We start from the raw sequence: 20,726 nt of genomic DNA on the forward strand, positions 1-20,726 counted from the left end.
ATTACAATCATCAAATCACTTTATTGCCGATATTTAAAAACGTAGGAAATGAATTAAAAAAAAAATTATGTTTACACGTATTTTTAAGCTTAAACTGTTAAAGATCAAAGATTTTAGTTTTTCATACTTCCCGCCTTATAAAAGCTAAAAGTACTTTCATATAAAAAAAACAAATTATAACTGTAAAATTATGAATAAAATAATTACTCTTTTAATTATAATGTGCTCTATTCAGACATCGCAGTCTCAAAACAAAGTCAAATTTTCTTATGATACTGCTGGTAACCAAATCAACCGGGAAATCTGTTTTGGAAGTTGTTTGACTGCAAAACCAGCAAAGGATATAAAAGAAGAAGCCCTGACGGAGGACGATCTGCAAAAATTCTCCCAGACTGATTCTTTTTCCTATTATCCTAATCCTGTCAGGGAAGAGTTATATTTAAGATGGGAACTGACCTCAGAGAATGCCATAAACTCAGTGGAGGTTTATTCCATCTTAGGTACTGTGGTAAAAAGTTATCACGGGGTGTCTTCAGCCAATAGTTTGAATATTCCTTTTAGGGAATACTCAAATGGTGTTTATCTGATATCGATCAATTACGCAAATGGTGATCAAAAAACAATCAAAATAATTAAACAATAAACATATGAAGCAACTTTACTTTCTGCTACTGTTTTTAATTATGCAAACGGGCTATGGTCAAAATTTCACCGATACTAAAGGGGAATTGCAAATTTCAGCTGCGGGCACGGCAACCTATAACTTACCTATCGCTGTACCACCGAGTATAAAAAATGTGGCCCCAATTATAAATCTTAGCTACAGCAGTGGTGTGCGAGGCGGACTTGCGGGACAAGGGTGGACAATCAACAGCATCTCTACAATAAGCCGGATAGCTACACGACGTGATATTGACGGTTATACTGATGGGGTTGATTTTGATGCAGATGATAAATTGGCCCTTGATGGCCAAAGATTACTGATAAAGACCGGTGTTTACTGGGCTTCGGGATCTACTTATCAAACCGAATATAAGAGCAATTCAAAAATTGAGCTGATAATTGAAGGTACAACTACTTATTTTATTGTTACTTCTCCTGACGGATCAAGATCCTGGTACGGATCCAAAGGATCCGGAAGTCTGCAAAATTCAGCTTCAGTGAACTCGTGGTATATTGTCAGGTATGAGGACGTAAACGGGAATTTCATTGATTATAATTACACTACGGTTACCTATAATAATACAACTCAGCTATACATTGATAATATTGTATTTAGCGGAAATGCAACAGCAGGAATTGCTGCCCAGGATAAGATTAGTTTCATTTATAAAAATTCCAGCCGTGTCGAGCGTGACTATATAAAAGGGGGACCAGTGTATGCTACAAAAATTTTAGATTATATTCAGGTTTATGCCAGTAGTGCTATTTTCAGGACCTACAAACTCTCCCATACTGTGGATTCTACGTTGGGTTATGACAGATTAACAAGCGTTCAGGAAATTAACGCACAAAATGAAGTATCAAATCCTGTCATTTTTCAATACAGTCCGGCCCCTACCACTCCTGAGAGAACTGAAAAAACCTATACCAATAACCTTATGTTTGATAAAACAGATCTTGCAGGAGATTTTGATGGTGATGGAAGACTGGATTTTGTTGCCGGTAATCAGATATTTACCAACCTATTTACAGGAGACAGTGGAAATGCACCATCAAATTTTGCTTTTGATATCCTGAAAAGAAAGTTCACCGGCACTACATTATCTAATAATAAGATGAACCAGTTCCAATCAATCATTATTGCTAATCCCGGTACAAATACCAAGGATTTCCAGGTTTATAATTTAGTTAATAACGCTTTACAATTAAGTTACACCAAAACCGTTACAACAGATACACAGGAGCTGCAGCATCTTAACGACTTGGTTTCATTTCCCAGTGTTAACTACCACCAGGGGAATCTGGATTATTGTACAGTACCTCAGGAATGGCCAGTGCAGAGCACTTTTGTAGAGGGTGATTTCAATGGAGATGGTATTAGTGAAATGTTGATCATTAACCCGAAGCGCAAATGGTACAAAGATCAAAAAATGTATCAGCTATATCCCGGTGGGGGAAACGGCGGTTACAGATGCGACCTTATACTACAGTCCAATGGTGAAGATCTGTTTATTGCAGATATGAACCCTAATAGTTCTACAACACTGGGATCAAGCGGCTTTGCTAAACTTTTTAATACTGCGGGATGGAATTTAGCAGACACTCCTAAATATGTAGCTGATTTTAATGGGGATGGCAAGGCGGATATATTAGCATTTTCAGGTTCTTCTTATAAAATAATATCTTTTAGACAACTTACCGCTGCCCCATGGGTGGAGCTTGAAGTTATAGGCTCAGGAAATATAAACCAATTTTCTACTTTAAAAGCGTTTCTTTTGGGAGACTATAATGGGGACGGGAAAACTGATATTATGATACCAACAAGTGACGGTGCGCCCAACCAGACAGAATGGAATATCTATTACAGTAATCCCAACCCGGCAGGTGGAGAATTTTTCACCAAGGAAATCTTAAGTATTGTGGAATATTGGCCAGATACCGGAAGCTACTATAAAACCCAAAGACACTGGAGTAATTATTATGCAATGGATATTAATGGCGATGGTAAATCTGATCTGGTACGCGTCTGGAGAAAATACTATAAAGATGACTGGAGCATAAATAATCATGACACGCAGTGGCAGGTAACAGGTTTTGCCAATAACATTGGTAAAGTGAGTGGTTCGGGTTTTAATCTGACTTATGATTCGGGGGTTTTTACTTCAAATTCACCTGATATTCCCATTCCTGTACCTTCTAATTACAGACATAATGGAGCCAATACTGATTTGTTGGTAGTAAGAGGGCATTATAATAAGATTGAATACTACCAGTTCAATAAAAATGTTGACAGGGAAAACCGATTAAAGACCGTTAGTGAATCTAGTGGCAATATTGTCCAGACAATCGACTATCTTCCTATGGAGGCTGTGGGGGGAGGTCTGGGAAATTCTGCAACAGATTTTTATTCCTCTTCACAAAGTGCAACGTACCCCAATATTGAGATTATCCGAAACTCAGGTAGTTACTTGGTTTCAAAACTTACGGCAACTATAAATGGGGTTTCTAAATATCAGGATTTTAAATATAGGGGGTTTGTTTCCAATTATAATTATGGAACAGTTGGATTTATCAAAACAAGCAGAAGCAGCTGGTATCTTTCAATCTCAAATCCCCTGATATGGACTACACAGTTTAACGATATCAATCTACGCGGTGCCAATACCATTACCTGGACAAGTACCGTGGGGACAACAGTATTTGATGCCGTGCCGTCGAATCTGATAAGCACAAAAACCAATGTATTTTCGAATTATACCAACCCCAGTTCAAAAGTTTATAATGTCTTATTGGATTCTCAGACAACTCTTAATTCCATTACAGGGATACGATCGGAACAAACTTTTACCTACGACGGTGTGGTTACATCACCGGCCTATTATGGCTTAGAAACCAAAAGTATATTAAAGCAGTTTGGAGGAAGTGTACTCCACGGGACCACTACCATTGATACCCAACATTTACATAATCCCGGTGGTAATGGTAATACATATTATATTGGTAGACCCAAACAGGTAAATACCAATTCCCTTATCAATACAGGTGACAGCAGAAATTCCGAAATAAAATATACTTATTCAGGAAATAACGTGGTGAAGACAGAAAAAACAGGACATAATTCGTATGCCCTAATTGAGGATATGACATATGATGCAGTTGGAAATATACTTAGTAAAACTGTTTCAGCACCCAATGCTCCTACCACTGTTGCTGCCAGAACAGTCACAGATGAGTACGATAGCACAAAAAGGTTTGTGATTAAAAAAACAGATCACCAGGGCTTCATTACTGAATTTACCTATAATAATCTGGGGCAGATGGGTTATTCCAAAAATTATTTAAATGTTGTGGAGAGTTACTATTATGATAATTGGGGGAAATTGACCAATCATGCACGTGTGAACAGTTCTGCAAATATTATTTCAACCAATACAAGCTATTTAAAATTGGCTAATGGTGGATATACTACCACCACCACAAATAATATTGGGGGCAGTGAAATTAAAGAATATGATGTTATGGGACGATTAGTGCTTTCCACAGTCAAGGGATTAGCTCTGAATTCTACTATTTCACAAAAAATCGAGTATGACGGCCTGGGAAGAAAAACAAGAGAAAGTGAACCTTATTTTTCCTATCCCAGCAGATGGACAACTTATGAATACGATTATCTAATGCGTCCTAAGACTATAACTAAGCCCTCGGGAAGAATACAAACTTTTTCTTATTTAGCTTTAACCACTACCAGTCAGGACGATACCAAGACTACTACCACTACTGTAAATGCATTGGGCAATACTGTAGAGACAACGGATTCAGGCGGAAGTATAAGTTTTATTTATTACTCCAACGGACAGCTTAAGGAATCAAATTATGAAGGTAATAAAGTATCAATAGGTATCGACGGATGGGGCAACATAACAGAAAGAAAGGATCCTAACGCGGGAACATATACATATTCATACAATGCTTTTGGCCAACTTACTAATGAAGGTACTCCTAAAGGGCAAACCAATATAACTTATGATTCTTTAGGAAAAATCATTAAAAAGAAGCTATTGGGAGATGGTACCGATATCGAAACTGATTATCTTTATAATTCTTTTGGGCAGCTTACCAGTGAAACGAGTAAAACATCAGTAGGGGCTCCAATAGATGTTTTTACTTATGGATATGATCCGTTACACCGGGTGATAAGTAATACTCAGAGCAATAATCGTTTCGTGCAGACTAAAACAGTAAGTTACGATGATTATGGAAGGGTTTTAACCGAAACCAACGCTACGCAAGAACTCTCTACAGGTTTAAGTTCTAGTGTAGTGCATAAAACTTCTTACAATAGCTATAACGGTTTTAAAGATAAGATAACAGATGCAAATGACGTTATGTTGTGGCAGTTCACAACAGCTAACGAAAAGATGCAATCCTTAACAGAAAGTTTAGGAAATGGCGTAGCCATTACAAATATTTACGACTCAAATTCTTATGTAAGTTCTCAGAAACACACAAAAAACAGCGTTGATATACTCTATAATACTTATAGCTTTAATGGTGTAAAAGGGACTCTTAGTAATAGGCAAAATCTTGCATTGGGAACTTCAGAGGAATTTATCTATGATAATATGGACAGACTCACCAGCTGGACAAATCCTTTAACAGGAATTCTGGATTCTAATACCTATGATAATAAGGGAAGGATTACGACCCATAATAAGCTAGGCTCAATAAGTTACAATGCTAATTTAAGTACAGGAATTTATCAGAAAACTGAAGTAAACCTTTCTGCGCAAGGGACGACATATTATACTAATTTACCCAAGCAGACTGTGAATTACACAATGTTTAAAACCCCTATATCCATTAATGAAAGTGATAAAGGAAGCACAACATTTTTATACAGTTCGCATCTATCGAGACAAACTATGAATTATGGATTTCAATTTGTACCAGGAGGGACAAGTACCTATTCGAAATCAAAAAACTATAGTGATGACGGATCGGTGGAAATTTTAAAAACTCCTACGACCCTTACAATTAGAACTTACATTGGAGGAAATGCCTATACAGCTCCTTTATATATTGATAAAACAATGACCATTGCATCTGGTGCAATTGTCGAGAAAAAATATTATATTCATCGTGACTATTTAGGCAGTATAGTTGCGCTATCAGATGAAACAGGCTCCCCTGTGGAGAGAAGACAGTTCGATGCCTGGGGTAATTTGGCTAAATTGCAGAAAAATGGAATTGCAATTACATTGCCAACGGATGGAACTGCTGCCGGACTTATGCTATTTGATCGCGGTTATACAGGGCATGAGCATTTAGGTGAAGTAGGTTTAATTCATATGAATGGTCGTTTGTATGATCCGGTTTTACGTACTTTTTTAATGCCTGATAATTTTATACAACAACCTGAGAACACACAAAATTATAATAGATATGCTTATGTTTTAAATAATCCTTTACTCTATACCGACCGAAGTGGTGAAGAATTTGGATTAGGAGCAGCAGTTATAATTGGCGTTGCCATAGCAATTACCAGTTATACTCTTACTGCACTGATTGCCGATGTACCTTTTAGTGTAGGCGGACTTGTAAAGGCAGCTGTAATTGGAGCTGCAAGTTCAGCAGTAACTTTTGGTATTGGTAGTGCCTCCACAGCTTTGTTTTCAAATTTTTATTCGCAAGCTTCCTTTCAGGCAGTTGCCCATGGAACTTTTCAGGGAGGGATGACCTCAATATCAGGAGGTAAGTTCTGGAGTGGTTTTGCAGCAGGAGCCTTAAGCAGTGTAGCATCGAGTGCATGGGGTGGTGGTGATACTATAACAGATAATGGCAATTATACCCAGACATTAACCCAGCACCAAGGAATCAGTGGGGCAATTGGGTTTAATAATTCTTTAGGTACCATTGCATTTGGGACTATTTCGGGAGGTGCGGGAGCTTCTTTAACAGGGGGGAATTTCTGGCAGGGCGCAGTTACGGGGTTATTTGTTTCTGGTTTGAATCATTTTGCCCATATGATAGATGATATTCAGACATTAAATGAATTTGCAGAAGAAAGATTCGGAGCTGATTTCAGAAAAAAATATGGGGTTAAATCCCTGCAGTGGGCCAGTAGGATGCCAAAAGGCGGAATTTATTCGGAAGGGGAAGTTTTTTCATATAATTCTAAAACCAAATATATTAATTCTGATGCCGGAAGTACTCAAATTGGAGGGATAAGTGGAAACGGCCATATTTATATTGCCAATGCTTTCAGATACAGATTAAATACACTTTATTTAGAAGCTACTTTAGGACATGAACTGATTCATACTTATCACGCTATGCATTTTGGAACCAATTATAAAACAATTTACTCTGAGAATGCAGCGTACTCCTATAGTTATGATTTTTACAAAAAAAATAACCTTATGTACGATGAAATGATAAGTTTAAAACAAAGTCGCGATTCTTATATGAGTCATGAAGATTACGATTATAAAAAAATACCAGGATTTTAAAAATCAAAAAAAATGACAATGAAATATTCAATACTAGCAGCAGTCCTATTTTCTTTCGGTTTTTCTTTCTCAGTAGCCAGTCAAAGTTACTCACGAAAAGTTGACTTTGAATATTTGGATTTTGAAAAATTTGCCAATTCTTCCAAACAGGTAATACTGTATTTTAAGATTAAGAATAACAGTTCTGATACTTTGTACTTGTCCAAGAAAAATATAATTCTGACAGTTACTAAGGAAGGAAAGTCCTTGAAAGATGAAAAAAACACCTCTGCCGGGCAAGTTGTTTTTGCAGCTGACAAAAAAAACAAACAAAAGGTATATGATGAGAATTTACATGATCAACAAACTGAGTTATTGAGGCATAATTTCGGTGAAAAATTATATAATAAAAATTTTGCCAATGAGAAAACCAAAAAGAATCAGGACTTCATAATTGGAGTTATAGAGAATGACTGTATTGTTGTGCTTCCACATAAGAGTGTAAATTATTCGCGAATTTTTATTAACAACCAATTTAACAAAACTTGCAAGATTAGCGTAAAGTACGATGATAATCCTATTTTTACCTATTATATGTCCGGTAATGAAAAGAAAGTGAATATAAAAAGATAATACAGAAGGTTATTATAGCATCTAATATGCCTGATCATAAAAAACAAGCAGAAGATTTTGTACTAGACTATATTTCCAGTGATGATCTTAGCGATACCATTGCGCTTCTTAGTGCCGTGAAGTAAGGGTTAAAGAATATTGCCAAAGATTATTTTATCAGTAAAATTATTTATTACAATTACCGAACTCTATGTGTCTTTAGGATGATCTCAATAAATAACACTCAGGTTCACTGCTTTTTATGGGATTAGAAAAATATATCAAACTCTGGGAGCTTAATAACAAAATTTAGTGATGCCCTGATGGACAGTTTTAAAGTGCAGACTTTTTAGGTTGTGGCTGATATGACCAATCATTCCTATAAGGCAGATAAGAAGATCTATTACTTTGAACTAGTAGCGAAAGGAAGTACATCCAACAGCATTGTTGCAAAAATTATTGGAAAAGCATGGGGAGCAGGATCGAGGCATCTTTCCGATTTTGAAAAAAATACAGGACAGAGTTTTACCAGGATAAAACAGATTAAATTTTTAAATGAATTTATTGCATTAATACAGGAGCGTAAGAGAAGGCTGGAGAGCTGGTAGAATGGAAAGGAGGAAAAATTAATAATAATTAAAAAACTCGCCAATAATGAAGAAAGAAAAGTGACAATCTTATGTGATCAAAGTGAAGGAGTTGATAACCCCTGTGCTGGCAAGAATTGAGGTGATGGATTCAAAAATCAACCAGGGGAAAGTCTTGAGGCCTGAATACTACAGAAATGATGATTTTAAAAAAATGTTTGGGTTGTCAAATAACACTATTATAAAATACAGACAGACCGGAATTCTGCCCTACATTAAGCTGAGAGATGTTTTTTTATACGACAGCGGCAAAATCGATAAAATACTGAGAAACAACAAATCATAAAATTTAATCAGTTATCCCAGATTTTAAAAGGAGCTCAAAGTAGAATGGGCAACTAAAAAGGGAACCTTTTTTTAGAAATGGTTCGATACCATTTCAAATGAAAAAACCTTTAAACATCAGTGTTTAAAGGCTTTTAATTTTTATAAGTCGATTTTTGGACTTTATCTGGCGGAGGAAGAGGGATTCGAACCCCCGGACCTGTTACAGTCAACAGTTTTCAAGACTGCCGCATTCGACCGCTCTGCCATTCCTCCAGTAAGACGCAATCATTCTCTCATTGCGGGTGCAAAGATAAAATGTTTTTTCGATTGTAAAAATTTTTTTGACACTATTTATATGGAAAATAAAATGTGATCTTGATTAAAATAAATTCTTAATGAGTTTTAGAATTAACAGATGTTTATAATACAACCTTGTTACAAAATACATTAGGAAAAAAAGCATGGAACGATTTGCTTTCCACGCTTTTTTCTTTTTTATTTGAAAGCTCCATTCGAAAACATTATTGAAAATTCTACTGGAATTATATTTGCCTTACAGAAAAATTTATGCATAAAGTTTTTGATAATTAATTTAATCATCAAGTTTAGTGAAATCTAAATTTATAATTATTTCCTGTAAGTTCATATCCCTTTTAATAAACCATAACATAGATCCTATATCGAGTCCTTCCTTTATTATAAGTTTAGGTTCTTCTTCATCACGATCGAAGATGAGCTTTTTGCGTTCAAGAATTTTTAATTCACTTTCTAACCTTTTCGGATTTATATTCAGAATTCTTATGGCATCGTCATAATATATGCTAAAAGTGTCATCCTCCCATTTACCTTCATCAATTATAAAGAAGTAGATTTCTCTTGTCACTCTGGTAATGGCAGTTAGTTTATCAAAATAATCATTTATCTCCTTTAATGAGAAATGTTCGAATTCATTCAGGTCTAAGATTTTTTTTGCATTTAATGCTCTTGTTTCAGGCTTGATCTCTCTATGGCTTAAAAGTGAGGTGGGAAATTTACCATCAGCTCTGGGAATTTCCAGCTCTATTATTAAATCTTGAATTTCTTCTTTTATAAATTTGTAAATTGTATGTATGAGCTTGAAGTCTAGCGAAATTATATCTCGGAGAAGTGTTTTGATATCAATAATATTGAAATCAATAAAATCCTCGGGTTCAGATTTACCATCTTTAGTGAATTTGAATGCATCTATTAATTCCGGTTTTACTGCTGTGTAAGAACCTTGTTTTTCGCCAATAATTAATATTTTAATTAATTTAAATTTCTTTTTCTGTTCCTGTGTTATTTTTTCAAACGTGCTGTTTATTTTACTACTGTCAGCCTGCGAGGTTACTTGAAAAGCAATTGAATTTGTTTCATCACCAATGTCAATTCCAGGCTCGTTGCTTCTGCTTGAATTGAGATTTATTAAACTGTATGAATATATTTTATTGAGAAGCTTGGCAAAAAAATCTTCACTGACTTTATTCAAGTCTGTGAAGCCCAATGAGCATCTAATATTAATCTGATTGTTAAGATTACTTAAGCTGTCAACTATTTCCCCTATTAAAATTCCTCTTGTCATAAATGGATTTGTTCTTTTAATTAATTCTTCCTTAAACTATGATTATATGTCCCCAATATTAATGATTTTTAGTTAAAATATCCCAGTTTCTTAGAATTAGAAATACACTCTTGAAGTTGCACTCGAAAACATTCGATTGCGGAACTACTTCAGACTCCGCAACATACAGATAACGTGTTGAATTCCATAAAAAAAGGAAATATACAATCGGTGATGTTTGTGATAAACGTAGAGAGCAGGATTCGAACCTGAGGCTTGAAACCTGCATATTCAAAAAGTATAAAAGTTCAATGCAATGCGCGGGTTAGATAAAGCTTTAGGGGTTGAGACCTATCAATTAGAACAACTTGTAAAAGAAAATATAGGCAAATTAATTGAAAGTACTGAAAAATAATAAGCAATTACATAATCCATACTATGGATATAATAGTGAAAACCAATTGTGCCGTCACTGTCGGCACAATTCGAAAGTAAATAACGAATCAACTTTGGGAAAAAATGTTCAAAGCATTATACAACTAGTTAAGAGGAAATTGTCGTGACACTGTGACGACAATTGAGATCCATATTTTCAGACTCAGATAAAATCGTTAAAGATTATTGAAGCTCTGCCATTCGAACCTAAGTTGAAAAGAGTTTGATTTTATTCCTAGCAGACTTATTGATAAGAGCTGAGCGCCACGATTCTGCTACAAAACATTGACCGGTGAAATATTTTAAAAACCGCCTTAGTTTTTTGTGGCCAAAAAGGCATACCCTCCAATTAACGTTTAGTGTTTTTTTTGCCTTTAAATTTTATAATTTGATGATGGTAAGATTTGAGATGTATTCTGTCCAAGATCTATATAGAGTTATGAGTTTATGTATAGAAAACTATAGAAATCTTTATAAATATATGAGGTTAAATATAGGACTTAAGTTCAACTGGAAGCGTTCCCTGTCTTTTAAAGGTCTTTTTAAAAAGAATTTTAATGTTGTTTGAGTATTAGCTTTTAATGTTGTATCAATATTAGCTTTTAGTGCTGATATAAAAATAAGTTTATGCAAATGGTGTTGTTTTTCAGTTAGATATGTTAATAAAGATAGTGCAGGAGCTGTTGTTTATGATAGAAGTAGAACTGCAGACTCTGCAACATTAAGATGACTTGATGAATTACCGTCACAGATTTAGCTGGATTTAAGAAAGCCTGCAGATTTTCTGCAGGCTTTCTGTTTTGTGCCTTATTCGTACCTCATTTAATTAAATCGTCTTCGGATACTACGTTGTGAATTTCTGGAACTTATTTTTAAAATCATTTTTTGTCTTCTTCGAAATTTGCCAGTTCTTTCTTGACTTCTTCAAGTAGTTGCTCTTCAGTCGGAAGGTATAAATGATATTGGCTTGCAATTATACTTTTGTTGTTTTCGGGTAATGTGAATTTAACTACTCCGTCATTCTTATCAGCACACAGCAATATTCCTATAGTAGGGTTTTCGTTGTCGTTTTTTTCAATGCGGTCATAATAATTGACATACATCTGCAATTGTCCAATATCTTGATGGGTAAGCTTGTGCGTTTTGATTTCTATTAAAACAAAACACTGAAGTAATCTATTGTACAAAACCATGTCGACAAAAAACTCATCTCCACCGATATGTATTCTTTTTTGTCTGGCAATAAATGAAAATCCATTTCCTATTTCTAATAAGAACTCCTGAAGATGAGTGATAATTGCCTGCTCCAAATCTTTTTCATAGTATGCGGCTTCACGTTTCAAGCCTAAGAATTCCAAATACATTGGATCTTTTATAATTTCCCGCGCATCTGAAGGTAATTTTTCATTTTTGGCTACTGCCAATACGCTTTCTTTATCACTGCTTATTAAAAGTCGTTCGTATAAACTGCTGTTTATCTGGCGTTCCAGCTGGCGCGATGTCCAATTGTTTTTAATGCTTTCAGAAATATAGAAGTCTCTTTTTTCCTGATTAGCAATGGATATTAAAAGTTTATATTGTGTCCAGCTCAATTGCGTCCGCAGTGCGGACGCAATTGGAAAAGTTCTGTAAAATTGGCGATATCGTTCTAACTGCCTTATTGAAAAGCCAGTTCCGTATTGCGGCTGTAATTCTTCTGCAAGATATTTAATTAAATAAGCGCCATAGTCGGCTCTTTCTTTTCCCTGCTGTTCTTCCTCGAAAATTCGTTTTCCGATCGACCAATACATCGCAGTTCTTTCATTGTCGACAGCTCTAATTGCGCGTTCTTTTGAAGTTTCAATTATTGCTTTTATATCAGGAATTATGGAATGGTTTTTTAGCATTTTTTTTAATTTAATAGTTAGGCGTAGTTGATTAAGTTTTAAAAGGAGGTTTCAAATCAAGAAACCTTTTTTTGAAAGTATTTTACCTAAATTTAGATTTCAGTTTTTCCATGTCTTCCATTATGTTCACATCCAAAACCTTTGCGTAATGCTGGGTTTGTTTAGTGTTTGTATGTCCCATCATTGCCGAAACATTTTCCAGTCTTACTCCATTCCCTAAAGTGACAGTGGTGGCAAAGGTATGTCTGGCAACATACCATGTAAGATGCTTGTCTATGCCGCAGACATCAGCAATTTCCTTGAGATAAGCATTCATTTTCTGGTTGGAAATTTTTGGGATAAGACCTTTCTGTTGGTTCTTATATTTGGCAATAATTTTTTCAACTGTTGCTAGTACAGGAACATTGGCTCTAATAGCAGTTTTGGCTCTGCTGGTCATAATCCACAAATTTCCATTTGAATCTTCTGATAAATTTCTATGAGTCAGTTCCAAGGCATCGACAGGTGCATATCCTGTGTAGCAGCTGAAAAGAAATATGTCCTTAACTTTTTCCAGACGTGGCGTTGAAAATATTTTGTTCTCTATTGTGTTCAGTTCCTGCTGGGTTAGGAAAACAGCATCTTTTACACTCAGCCTGCCGTCATAAATGTTGAATGGGTTTTTTATGATCAAATCCATCTTAATGGCGTAATTGCATGCAGTTTTATACATTTTCATATATTTTACCACCGAATTGTTTTTGATACCTGTCTGCTCTTTAAAACTGCTCTCATACTTAAGGAACTGTTCCAGTTTAAAGACAAATGAGCTTGATAGTTCAGATGCCGGCATATCTTCCTTTTTATAGTTGCTACTGATGATTTTGGGATAAGACCTTTCTGTTGGTTCTTATATTTGGCAATAATTTTTTCAACTGTTGCTAGTACAGGAACATTGGCTCTAATAGCAGTTTTGGCTCTGCTGGTCATAATCCACAAATTTCCATTTGAATCTTCTGATAAATTTCTATGAGTCAGTTCCAAGGCATCGACAGGTGCATATCCTGTGTAGCAGCTGAAAAGAAATATGTCCTTAACTTTTTCCAGACGTGGCGTTGAAAATATTTTGTTCTCTATTGTGTTCAGTTCCTGCTGGGTTAGGAAAACAGCATCTTTTACACTCAGCCTGCCGTCATAAATGTTGAATGGGTTTTTTATGATCAAATCCATCTTAATGGCGTAATTGCATGCAGTTTTATACATTTTCATATATTTTACCACCGAATTGTTTTTGATACCTGTCTGCTCTTTAAAACTGCTCTCATACTTAAGGAACTGTTCCAGTTTAAAGACAAATGAGCTTGATAGTTCAGATGCCGGCATATCTTCCTTTTTATAGTTGCTACTGATGAAATTTAAAAGCAGCTCTTTTGCTCTTTTATACTTCTGTAGAGAAGCCGGTGCGCGCTCTCCTGAGTTAACTCTTTTGGTAAAAAATAAGTTGTAAGTGTCCATAATCTCAATTATGGTTGGGCCTTCAGGCTGATCGATTTTTACTTTTCCTGTGAGTTCAGCTTTTAATAATTCCAAGTCAACTTCAGGGTCAATCCTGAAGAGTTCAGTGAACTTTTTTTCGGCATTAAGCTGCGTAAGATCAAGAGAGCTTTTAATTACCTTCTCTTTTTCCGCCTTCAATGTATTTTTCAAGTGATTTGTCTGAATCCATCTTTCTTTCGAGATGAATTTTCCCGAGGCGATTGTAATTATTTTGTTTTTATAAGAAAGTCTTAGAATAATGGAGCTTTCTCCGTCTCGATTAACTCTGCCAGATTTTAGCAGAAAAATTGTTTTTAACATGTTATCTAGTTTTAAAATTAATAATCAAATTGAATTAAAAATTTTAAGAGAGCCCATTGATAGCAGGGAATTCCCAGGGAATTCTTTTGCTTTAGTGGTCCAATTTTGAGAAAAAAGATCTCAAAAAAAGTGGGTTACTAATTGTGCCACCATTCTTTGATAAAACATGTGCTTTTTGAAAAGTGTGTAAAAACGAAAAAGCCTTTAAACACTAGTGTTTAAAGGCTTTTGACTTTTAAAGTTTCTTTTGAAACTTCTACTGGCGGAGAAAGAGGTTCTTCTCTAAATCGCTTCAAGCCAATGAATCCAAAGGTTTACAAAAATATATTTTTCAGGGTACCAATGAGGGTACCAAACAAATTTGAAACATTCATAGTAACTATTTACAAATATATACAAAATAGAACTAGTTTAAAAAGGAGGCTTGAATACTTTATGCGAAAAAAGGTTCTCCATTTAAATAGTAAATAATATTTAACCAGTTTAAAATTAGATGGAGATTTCATTTGTAAATTCTTCATGTAATCCGTAATTATTGAAATCCATTAAAAATTCAATGTGGTGAGGAAATTTAACTGTCAAAGTTTGCTCATCTATTTTGAGTTTTGCCTTTACCATTTGCAAAAATTTAATTTCGCTTTCTTCTACTTTTTCATCTGCTAGTATAATTCTTAGTAAAACTTCAATAAGTAAAATTTCTTGATGTTCATTTAAGCCATTTGTAGCAATTTCCTGTAGATATTGGTTAATAGCATTTTTTACATTAACCTTAATATTTTTAATAGTGATTTTTAATTGTTCTTCAAAATCGTAACCCATGAAATAAATTTCATTCGCTACAATGTTTTTTATTTCTTTTATTTCTTCATTTGCAATATCTCCATCACAAGCCATTGCCATAACTGCTGACTTAAAAAGGAAAGTTTTAAAATCTACATTTTTCATTTTTAAAGTCCAAAACCTATTCTTGTTGTTGCTTCTTTTTCCGCACCCCTTGGAAGTAAATTTAGTAAACCACTATTTATTTCTGAAAGTCTATCCCAATTTTGACTTTCAATTGCAAAATTTCCTGCATCTACTAGACTTTTTGCTTGATTTTGGTCATTCATTCTTGTTTGATTATTTTTACACCATTGGAATATATCTGTTAAAAAATCGGGTGTTCTCCAGCGAATTCGAGATAAAACGCTGTGCAATTCATCTGATTTTTCTTGAATTTTTAAAGGACTATTGGTAGAGAAGAATACGCTTTCTTGTGCAACAATATCATTAAATGTTTTTCTTTCGTGGTCATTACCATTTTCGTCTAACATTTTTTCGCACTCTTCTTTTATCTCAAAATAGTGTGCTTTTACTTGCTGTATTCTTTTGTTTTTTGTTGCACTATCAATTTCTTGTGCAATTTTTCTTTTCTTGTCCTCCAATTGATAGCGTTTGTCTGTAACATCATCATTTGTTAGGCTTTCTGTTTCTTCACTTACAGTTTCCATTTCTTTTTTGAGTTTACTCAAAGCACCTGCTGTTTCAAAATCTTCTTTATCCGTTGCTTCTTGTATTTCAAATTCTAATTTGCCTGATAAGTCTTCAACTTGTTCTTTCAACTCATTTACAGGAATATGTCTTTCTTTTGGATTAAATGTTTGTTTAAACTCTTGGTCTGCCATATTTAAATATGCAGAAATTGTTAAATCTCTTGATTCTGAAATTGTTATTGTAATTTCAATATCAGAACCTTTGCTAACATCTCGGCTTAAATTTTTTCCTGTAATTTGCATAAAACCAATGCCCTTATTAGCTTCTGGCAATGCTAAATGCGAGCCTTCTAAAATATTTACTCTTATCACTTCATCTTCTGAACCCTTAATTATTGTCTTATTTAAAGGGTATGATAATGTCTTCTTCGAAGGTAAAATTGTGTTTTTTTGAAATACTAATTGTAGCCTTGTTTTACCTGGGTTATCATAATCGTCAACTTCCAAACAAATATCTTCTGGAATTGGCTGTCCGCTTATTCCAAAACCACTATTAATTCCAATTGGCTCAATGTCTGTTTCTATAATGTTGTTTTGACTGTCATAAACAACAAGAGAAAAGAAATTAAATGCACCATCAACTAATGGCAAATCCTCACTTATTCTTTCAGTTAGTTTTTTAATACCACTGTCAAATCCTCCGTCTTGCCTTGTTATTCTATAAGACAAACTATCTGTACTGCCTGTAATTCTTGCCGAAAACAACTCGTCTTTTTCTTTTGATGCTTTATTGTAGGATGTTTTTATTGAAATACTTGTTTTTGCTTTTGTCCCTGTTTTTTCTATTTCTTTTGGCTTGGTTGCTGAATAATAAGCGGCACCAATTGCAACTGCTGTCGTTGGGTCAATTTCGCAATTTGCTGGGATTTGTAAAACTTCTTCTACATGACTGCGTACATAAGGTATGTATGTTGAGCCACCTACCATTAAAGTAAATTGCAAGTCAATAGGTTTTAATGAATTTCTTGTGAGGATTTGTTTAATCATTTTAATTGTACCATCAATATTTGGTCTTATCAATTCGTTGAACTCGGAACGAGTGATAACAATTTCCATATCAACTTCGTTGCCATCTTCGTCTTCAAATCCATCAACTATAATTTCTGCTGATGTTTTTGATGATAAAGTTATTTTTGCTTCTTCGGCTCTACGCAATAAAACATAATATTTAGCATTGAGTTTACCCGATGCACTTTTCATATCATCTTCTAAATTTGAGAAATTAAACTTTTCGCAAATTTTTGGGATGACTAATTTTTCAACTATCATATTGTCAAAGTCGGCACCACCTAAAAAGTTGTTGCCTTCGTGGTCTAAAACCTTCATTTCTCCGTCTTTAATTTTGATTAAAGCAACGTCAAAAGTTCCGCCACCTAAATCATAAACTAACCATTGCCCTTCTTGCATTTCTCTTTCTTTCTTCATATTGGCGTAAGCCAAACTTGCTGCAATTGGTTCTTGTAATAAAACGACTTGTTTAAATCCTGCTTGTATTCCTGCTTCCTTTGTTGCGTTTGATTGAATGGTATCAAAAGATGCTGGAATTGTAATTACAACTGCATCTAAATTATCGCCTGTGTTTACAAAGGTTTTAAGTTCTTTTAAAACTTGTGCTGATAATTCGATTGGCGTTTTAGATTCGTTGATAGATTTAATTTTGAAACTTTCAGAAGTTCCCATTTTTCTTTTGAATACCCCAACAACACTTTTCGGGTCTTTCTCTAAAAATTCTTTTGCTTTATTTCCAACTGTAATTTTATCTTTTTTGTAAGAAACAACAGAAGGCAAAGTATTTCTGCCGTAGTCTTGTGGGTTAGAAAAGATAATAACTTCGCCTTTAATGAATTTTGCTATGGCACTATTGGTTGTGCCTAAATCTATACCGTAATTTATTGTATTTTCCATTTTGATGAATGTCTTTTATTGATGAATATTTTTTGATTGAACGATTACAACCGCAGGTTGTGCGATTATTTTAATTACGATTTCATTCTCCTTGTAAGAATAAAAGATAATTGGTTTTATGACTTCTATTATTTCAAGATTTTCAACACTTAAACCTGAAATTGTAGCTTCACAATCTGTTCTTGTGTCTGAATAATCTTCTCCTAATGGATTATGATAAGATAATCCAACATCATTAAAAAATCCATCTTCAAGCAAACCATTCATTTTATTAATATTGCGTTGGATAGAGTTTTCCTCTTTTAGGTTTGTTGCCTTTTTTTCAATTTCAAATATTTGATTGACTAAATCAAGATAGGCTTGAGGTACTTTTACGGTTACTTTTTTTATTTCTTGCATTTGATTTTATATTTTTAGTTTAGGCACTTGGTTTTGAAAATGTCCATCCTTGTTTCATTCTTTCAACTAATAATGGATGATTTCTTAATGTAGATTCCGATGTATCTTTTATACCTTCTTTACTTACCGAATTTCCTTCTATTGTCGTTCCAATTAGCCAGCCAACAACTCCACCAATAATTCCACCAATAATGAAATGGCTATCCTCTGTAACTGCTCCAATTATAACTCCTAAAATTAGAGAACCAAAGAAATACATAGAATATTGACTACTTCCATTTGCGTGTGTTTCTCTACATTTTTTGCATCTTGGAAGTGTAATTGTAGATTCCGAAAATTGTACACGTCTTGGAAAGTAAGTACGGTAAGTTTCTTTATAAATTATTTTTGAAATCGATGAATTATCATCAGGACTATTTTTATCACAAAAATGACAAACCAAAACTCCACGATATTTTTTTTCAAGTTCGTATAATTCTGTTTGGTCTTGCTTGAATTTTTCCTTTGCCTCTTCATCTAAATTAATTTGCAGAGCTAAATTTATTGTGGCTAATGCACTTTTTATATCACTTTGCTTGTTCCAAATAGAAATTGATAAACTTCTTATGGAATAACCTATTTGAGTTCTAATGTCATCTGCAAAAGTTGGCAAAGAATTTAATTCGCTGATACTAAATAGATTTTTAAGATTTTCGTACGCTAAATTAGAAGTTGTAGTATTATTTTCAACTTCTTTTATAAATTTTCTTAACTCTAATAGCATCGTTGCCCATTTCTTTAATAAAGGTGCATTTTTAGCTTGTAGAATCCTCTCATCGTTCTTCTTCTTTACAATTTTATAATTGCTTTCAAATGTAGGTTTGTCTAACCCTCCTATATTTAGTGTCAATAGATGTTCCAATAAATCATTTGGTACTTGTGAATTATCAAAAGCATCCCAAATTGATAACTGTAAAAAGTTAATTGACTTTGCAATTTTTAAAATTTGACTTTGAAAATATAGAGGTAAACAGTTTATAGTTTTTGAAGGAAAGTGTTTTTTAACTAAATCTATTACATCTTCTATATCGTTCTCATCATAAACACTTTCTTCGTTTTTAATATCCTTTGTAATTTCATCTATTTCTGAAATTTTATTTTGAATATTGTTTGAAACACTCTTGTATGCAGTATTTATATTAGCTTGGAAAATCAAGGAAGAGGTATTTAAAATGGCTTTTGTTTGTTCAACGTTTTCATTTTCAAAAGCTGTTAATAGAGCTTTGTCAAATTTAGGGGCAAAATATGGACTAATGAATTCTATAAACTCGGGCAGTTTAAAAATACTGTCTTGCTTGAAGTTTGTAAAAACTTCATCGTTACCATTCACTAAAAAACTATTGAGCTTTTTGTTTGAAGCTAAATACAAATAAAACTCTTTCAAATCATTATTTGCAAGCTCGTCAATTGCTTTTTCACATTCACCTTTTGTTAGTTGAAGTCCGTAATATTCAAAATATCCATTATCTGATAAATCAATATCAGCTATTAGTTTTCGTTTTGCTTTTTTTATAATTTCAGTATCAATTCCTATTGCGTCAATGGTATTTGATAATTCTAAAATTTGAATTGGATTGATATATTGCATTTACATAATCGTTTTATAGTTAAATATTTTTTGCGAATATTTGTTAATGTGTTTGTTTTTAAGGAATTGAATTAGTCATCTAAATGATTTTACTAAAAACTACTACTCATTTGTATTACAAATTTTTGAGAGCATTAATTATTTCTTCAGTAGAATGAATTGAAGTATTTAAAGCCATTTTATCTGCCAAACTAGGACTGAATTTTAAAACTTCATCCTTAGAAATTTTATGCCAAATTGGTAAAATTACTTTATGACCGTTCATTTCTCTAGCGACCATTCCATTTAATTCATATTCTGTCCAGTTCTTTTTCACAAAAGAAGGTGAGATAATAACTATTCCAAATCTTGAATTTATTAATCCTGAGTCTATTTTCTTTCTTAGGCTATCACCAATCTTTAATTCAAATTCATCATACCAAACTTCAAATCCATTTTCTTTTAATGTATCGGCTAAGCTTCTTACAATATCATCTTTATCTTCTGAAGCGTGCGAAATAAAAAAATCATATTGTTTAACTTCTAATATTTTTTCATTTTCCAAAATTTGTTTTGAGGAATAGTTTTGATTAATTAAAGTGTCTAGTTGAATTTTTTGCTCTTCAATTTTTCTTTGTAAACTTCTCTGGAAATCCTCTTGTTGCTTGTTTTGCTTTTTCATTTCTACATCATCAGACTTTCTTAAATCTTGTTTTTTCTTTCCCAATTCAATAGATTTATCAGCAATTTTTTTTTGATATTCAGCAATTTTCTTTTTGCAATTGTAAATATCATTTTGATAACCTTGAATTTGTCGTTGTTTACTTTGTAAAGATGAAATTGAAGTGTTTTTATTTATTGACTTATTTAC

At 33.6% G+C, this 20,726-nt stretch carries 13 protein-coding genes and 1 tRNA gene; 4 read left to right on the top strand and 10 right to left on the bottom strand.

The window, feature by feature from the left end; genetic code table 11:
- Positions 1-190: 190 nt before the first annotated feature.
- The 4 genes from FLACOL7796_RS21240 to FLACOL7796_RS24740 all read left to right on the top strand — a co-directional run bounded on the left by FLACOL7796_RS21240 (position 191) and on the right by FLACOL7796_RS24740 (position 8,371).
- A complete protein-coding gene (locus FLACOL7796_RS21240) occupies positions 191-643 on the top strand; it encodes a T9SS type A sorting domain-containing protein (protein WP_173972796.1) in 453 nt (150 codons plus the stop codon).
- 4 nt (positions 644-647) lie between these two features.
- Positions 648-7,172, top strand: coding sequence for an RHS repeat-associated core domain-containing protein (locus FLACOL7796_RS21245; protein WP_173972797.1), 6,525 nt, complete (start codon positions 648-650; stop codon positions 7,170-7,172).
- Positions 7,173-7,190: 18 nt separating this feature from the next.
- Positions 7,191-7,784, top strand: coding sequence for a hypothetical protein (locus FLACOL7796_RS21250; RefSeq protein ID WP_173972798.1), 594 nt, complete (start codon positions 7,191-7,193; stop codon positions 7,782-7,784).
- A 335-nt stretch (positions 7,785-8,119) separates the two neighbouring features.
- On the top strand, positions 8,120-8,371 hold the full coding sequence (locus tag FLACOL7796_RS24740) for a hypothetical protein (RefSeq protein ID WP_191408405.1): 252 nt from the start codon (positions 8,120-8,122) through the stop codon (positions 8,369-8,371).
- A 491-nt stretch (positions 8,372-8,862) separates the two neighbouring features.
- Here the strand turns inward: FLACOL7796_RS24740 and FLACOL7796_RS21255 are convergent.
- From FLACOL7796_RS21255 to FLACOL7796_RS21300, 10 genes are all read right to left on the bottom strand, one after another.
- Positions 8,863-8,950, bottom strand: a tRNA-Ser gene (locus FLACOL7796_RS21255).
- 319 nt (positions 8,951-9,269) lie between these two features.
- On the bottom strand, positions 9,270-10,277 hold the full coding sequence (locus FLACOL7796_RS21260) for an SMEK domain-containing protein (protein WP_173972799.1): 1,008 nt from the start codon (positions 10,275-10,277) through the stop codon (positions 9,270-9,272).
- A gap of 1,292 nt (positions 10,278-11,569) precedes the next feature.
- Positions 11,570-12,577: a PDDEXK nuclease domain-containing protein gene (locus tag FLACOL7796_RS21265; RefSeq protein ID WP_173972800.1), complete on the bottom strand. Its 1,008-nt coding sequence runs from the start codon at positions 12,575-12,577 to the stop codon at positions 11,570-11,572.
- Between the two features lie 82 nt (positions 12,578-12,659).
- On the bottom strand, positions 12,660-13,409 hold the full coding sequence (locus FLACOL7796_RS21270) for a site-specific integrase (RefSeq protein ID WP_173972801.1): 750 nt from the start codon (positions 13,407-13,409) through the stop codon (positions 12,660-12,662).
- Entirely contained in the window at positions 13,301-14,413 is a 1,113-nt protein-coding gene (locus FLACOL7796_RS21275) for a site-specific integrase (RefSeq protein WP_232067428.1), read from the bottom strand. The genes FLACOL7796_RS21270 and FLACOL7796_RS21275 overlap by 109 nt, the downstream gene beginning before the upstream one ends.
- A gap of 489 nt (positions 14,414-14,902) precedes the next feature.
- Positions 14,903-15,358: a tellurite resistance TerB family protein gene (locus FLACOL7796_RS21280; RefSeq protein WP_173972802.1), complete on the bottom strand. Its 456-nt coding sequence runs from the start codon at positions 15,356-15,358 to the stop codon at positions 14,903-14,905.
- 2 nt (positions 15,359-15,360) lie between these two features.
- Positions 15,361-17,850 carry an Hsp70 family protein gene (locus FLACOL7796_RS21285; RefSeq protein WP_173972803.1) on the bottom strand — a complete coding sequence of 830 codons (2,490 nt, stop codon included), beginning with the start codon at positions 17,848-17,850 and terminating at the stop codon, positions 15,361-15,363.
- A gap of 15 nt (positions 17,851-17,865) precedes the next feature.
- On the bottom strand, positions 17,866-18,249 hold the full coding sequence (locus FLACOL7796_RS21290; protein ID WP_173972804.1) for a hypothetical protein: 384 nt from the start codon (positions 18,247-18,249) through the stop codon (positions 17,866-17,868).
- Between the two features lie 19 nt (positions 18,250-18,268).
- Positions 18,269-19,876, bottom strand: a complete 1,608-nt coding sequence (locus FLACOL7796_RS21295) for a hypothetical protein (RefSeq protein ID WP_173972805.1) — start codon at positions 19,874-19,876, stop codon at positions 18,269-18,271.
- 115 nt (positions 19,877-19,991) lie between these two features.
- Positions 19,992-20,726: toll/interleukin-1 receptor domain-containing protein (locus tag FLACOL7796_RS21300; RefSeq protein ID WP_173972806.1), on the bottom strand; the 735-nt coding region annotated here is incomplete at its 5' end.

Source organism: Flavobacterium bizetiae (genome assembly GCF_902804475.1).
Lineage (GTDB): Bacteria > Bacteroidota > Bacteroidia > Flavobacteriales > Flavobacteriaceae > Flavobacterium > Flavobacterium bizetiae.

Coding starts and splice junctions, on each gene's coding strand:
- FLACOL7796_RS21285 (WP_173972803.1), bottom strand. CDS start 17,850: ATGGAAAATACAATAAATTACGGTATAGATTTAGGCACAACCAATAGT.
- FLACOL7796_RS21275 (WP_232067428.1), bottom strand. CDS start 14,413: ATGTTAAAAACAATTTTTCTGCTAAAATCTGGCAGAGTTAATCGAGAC.
- FLACOL7796_RS21260 (WP_173972799.1), bottom strand. CDS start 10,277: ATGACAAGAGGAATTTTAATAGGGGAAATAGTTGACAGCTTAAGTAAT.
- FLACOL7796_RS21240 (WP_173972796.1), top strand. CDS start 191: ATGAATAAAATAATTACTCTTTTAATTATAATGTGCTCTATTCAGACA.
- FLACOL7796_RS21265 (WP_173972800.1), bottom strand. CDS start 12,577: ATGCTAAAAAACCATTCCATAATTCCTGATATAAAAGCAATAATTGAA.
- FLACOL7796_RS21245 (WP_173972797.1), top strand. CDS start 648: ATGAAGCAACTTTACTTTCTGCTACTGTTTTTAATTATGCAAACGGGC.
- FLACOL7796_RS21280 (WP_173972802.1), bottom strand. CDS start 15,358: ATGAAAAATGTAGATTTTAAAACTTTCCTTTTTAAGTCAGCAGTTATG.
- FLACOL7796_RS21250 (WP_173972798.1), top strand. CDS start 7,191: ATGAAATATTCAATACTAGCAGCAGTCCTATTTTCTTTCGGTTTTTCT.
- FLACOL7796_RS21290 (WP_173972804.1), bottom strand. CDS start 18,249: ATGCAAGAAATAAAAAAAGTAACCGTAAAAGTACCTCAAGCCTATCTT.
- FLACOL7796_RS21270 (WP_173972801.1), bottom strand. CDS start 13,409: ATGCCGGCATCTGAACTATCAAGCTCATTTGTCTTTAAACTGGAACAG.
- FLACOL7796_RS21295 (WP_173972805.1), bottom strand. CDS start 19,876: ATGCAATATATCAATCCAATTCAAATTTTAGAATTATCAAATACCATT.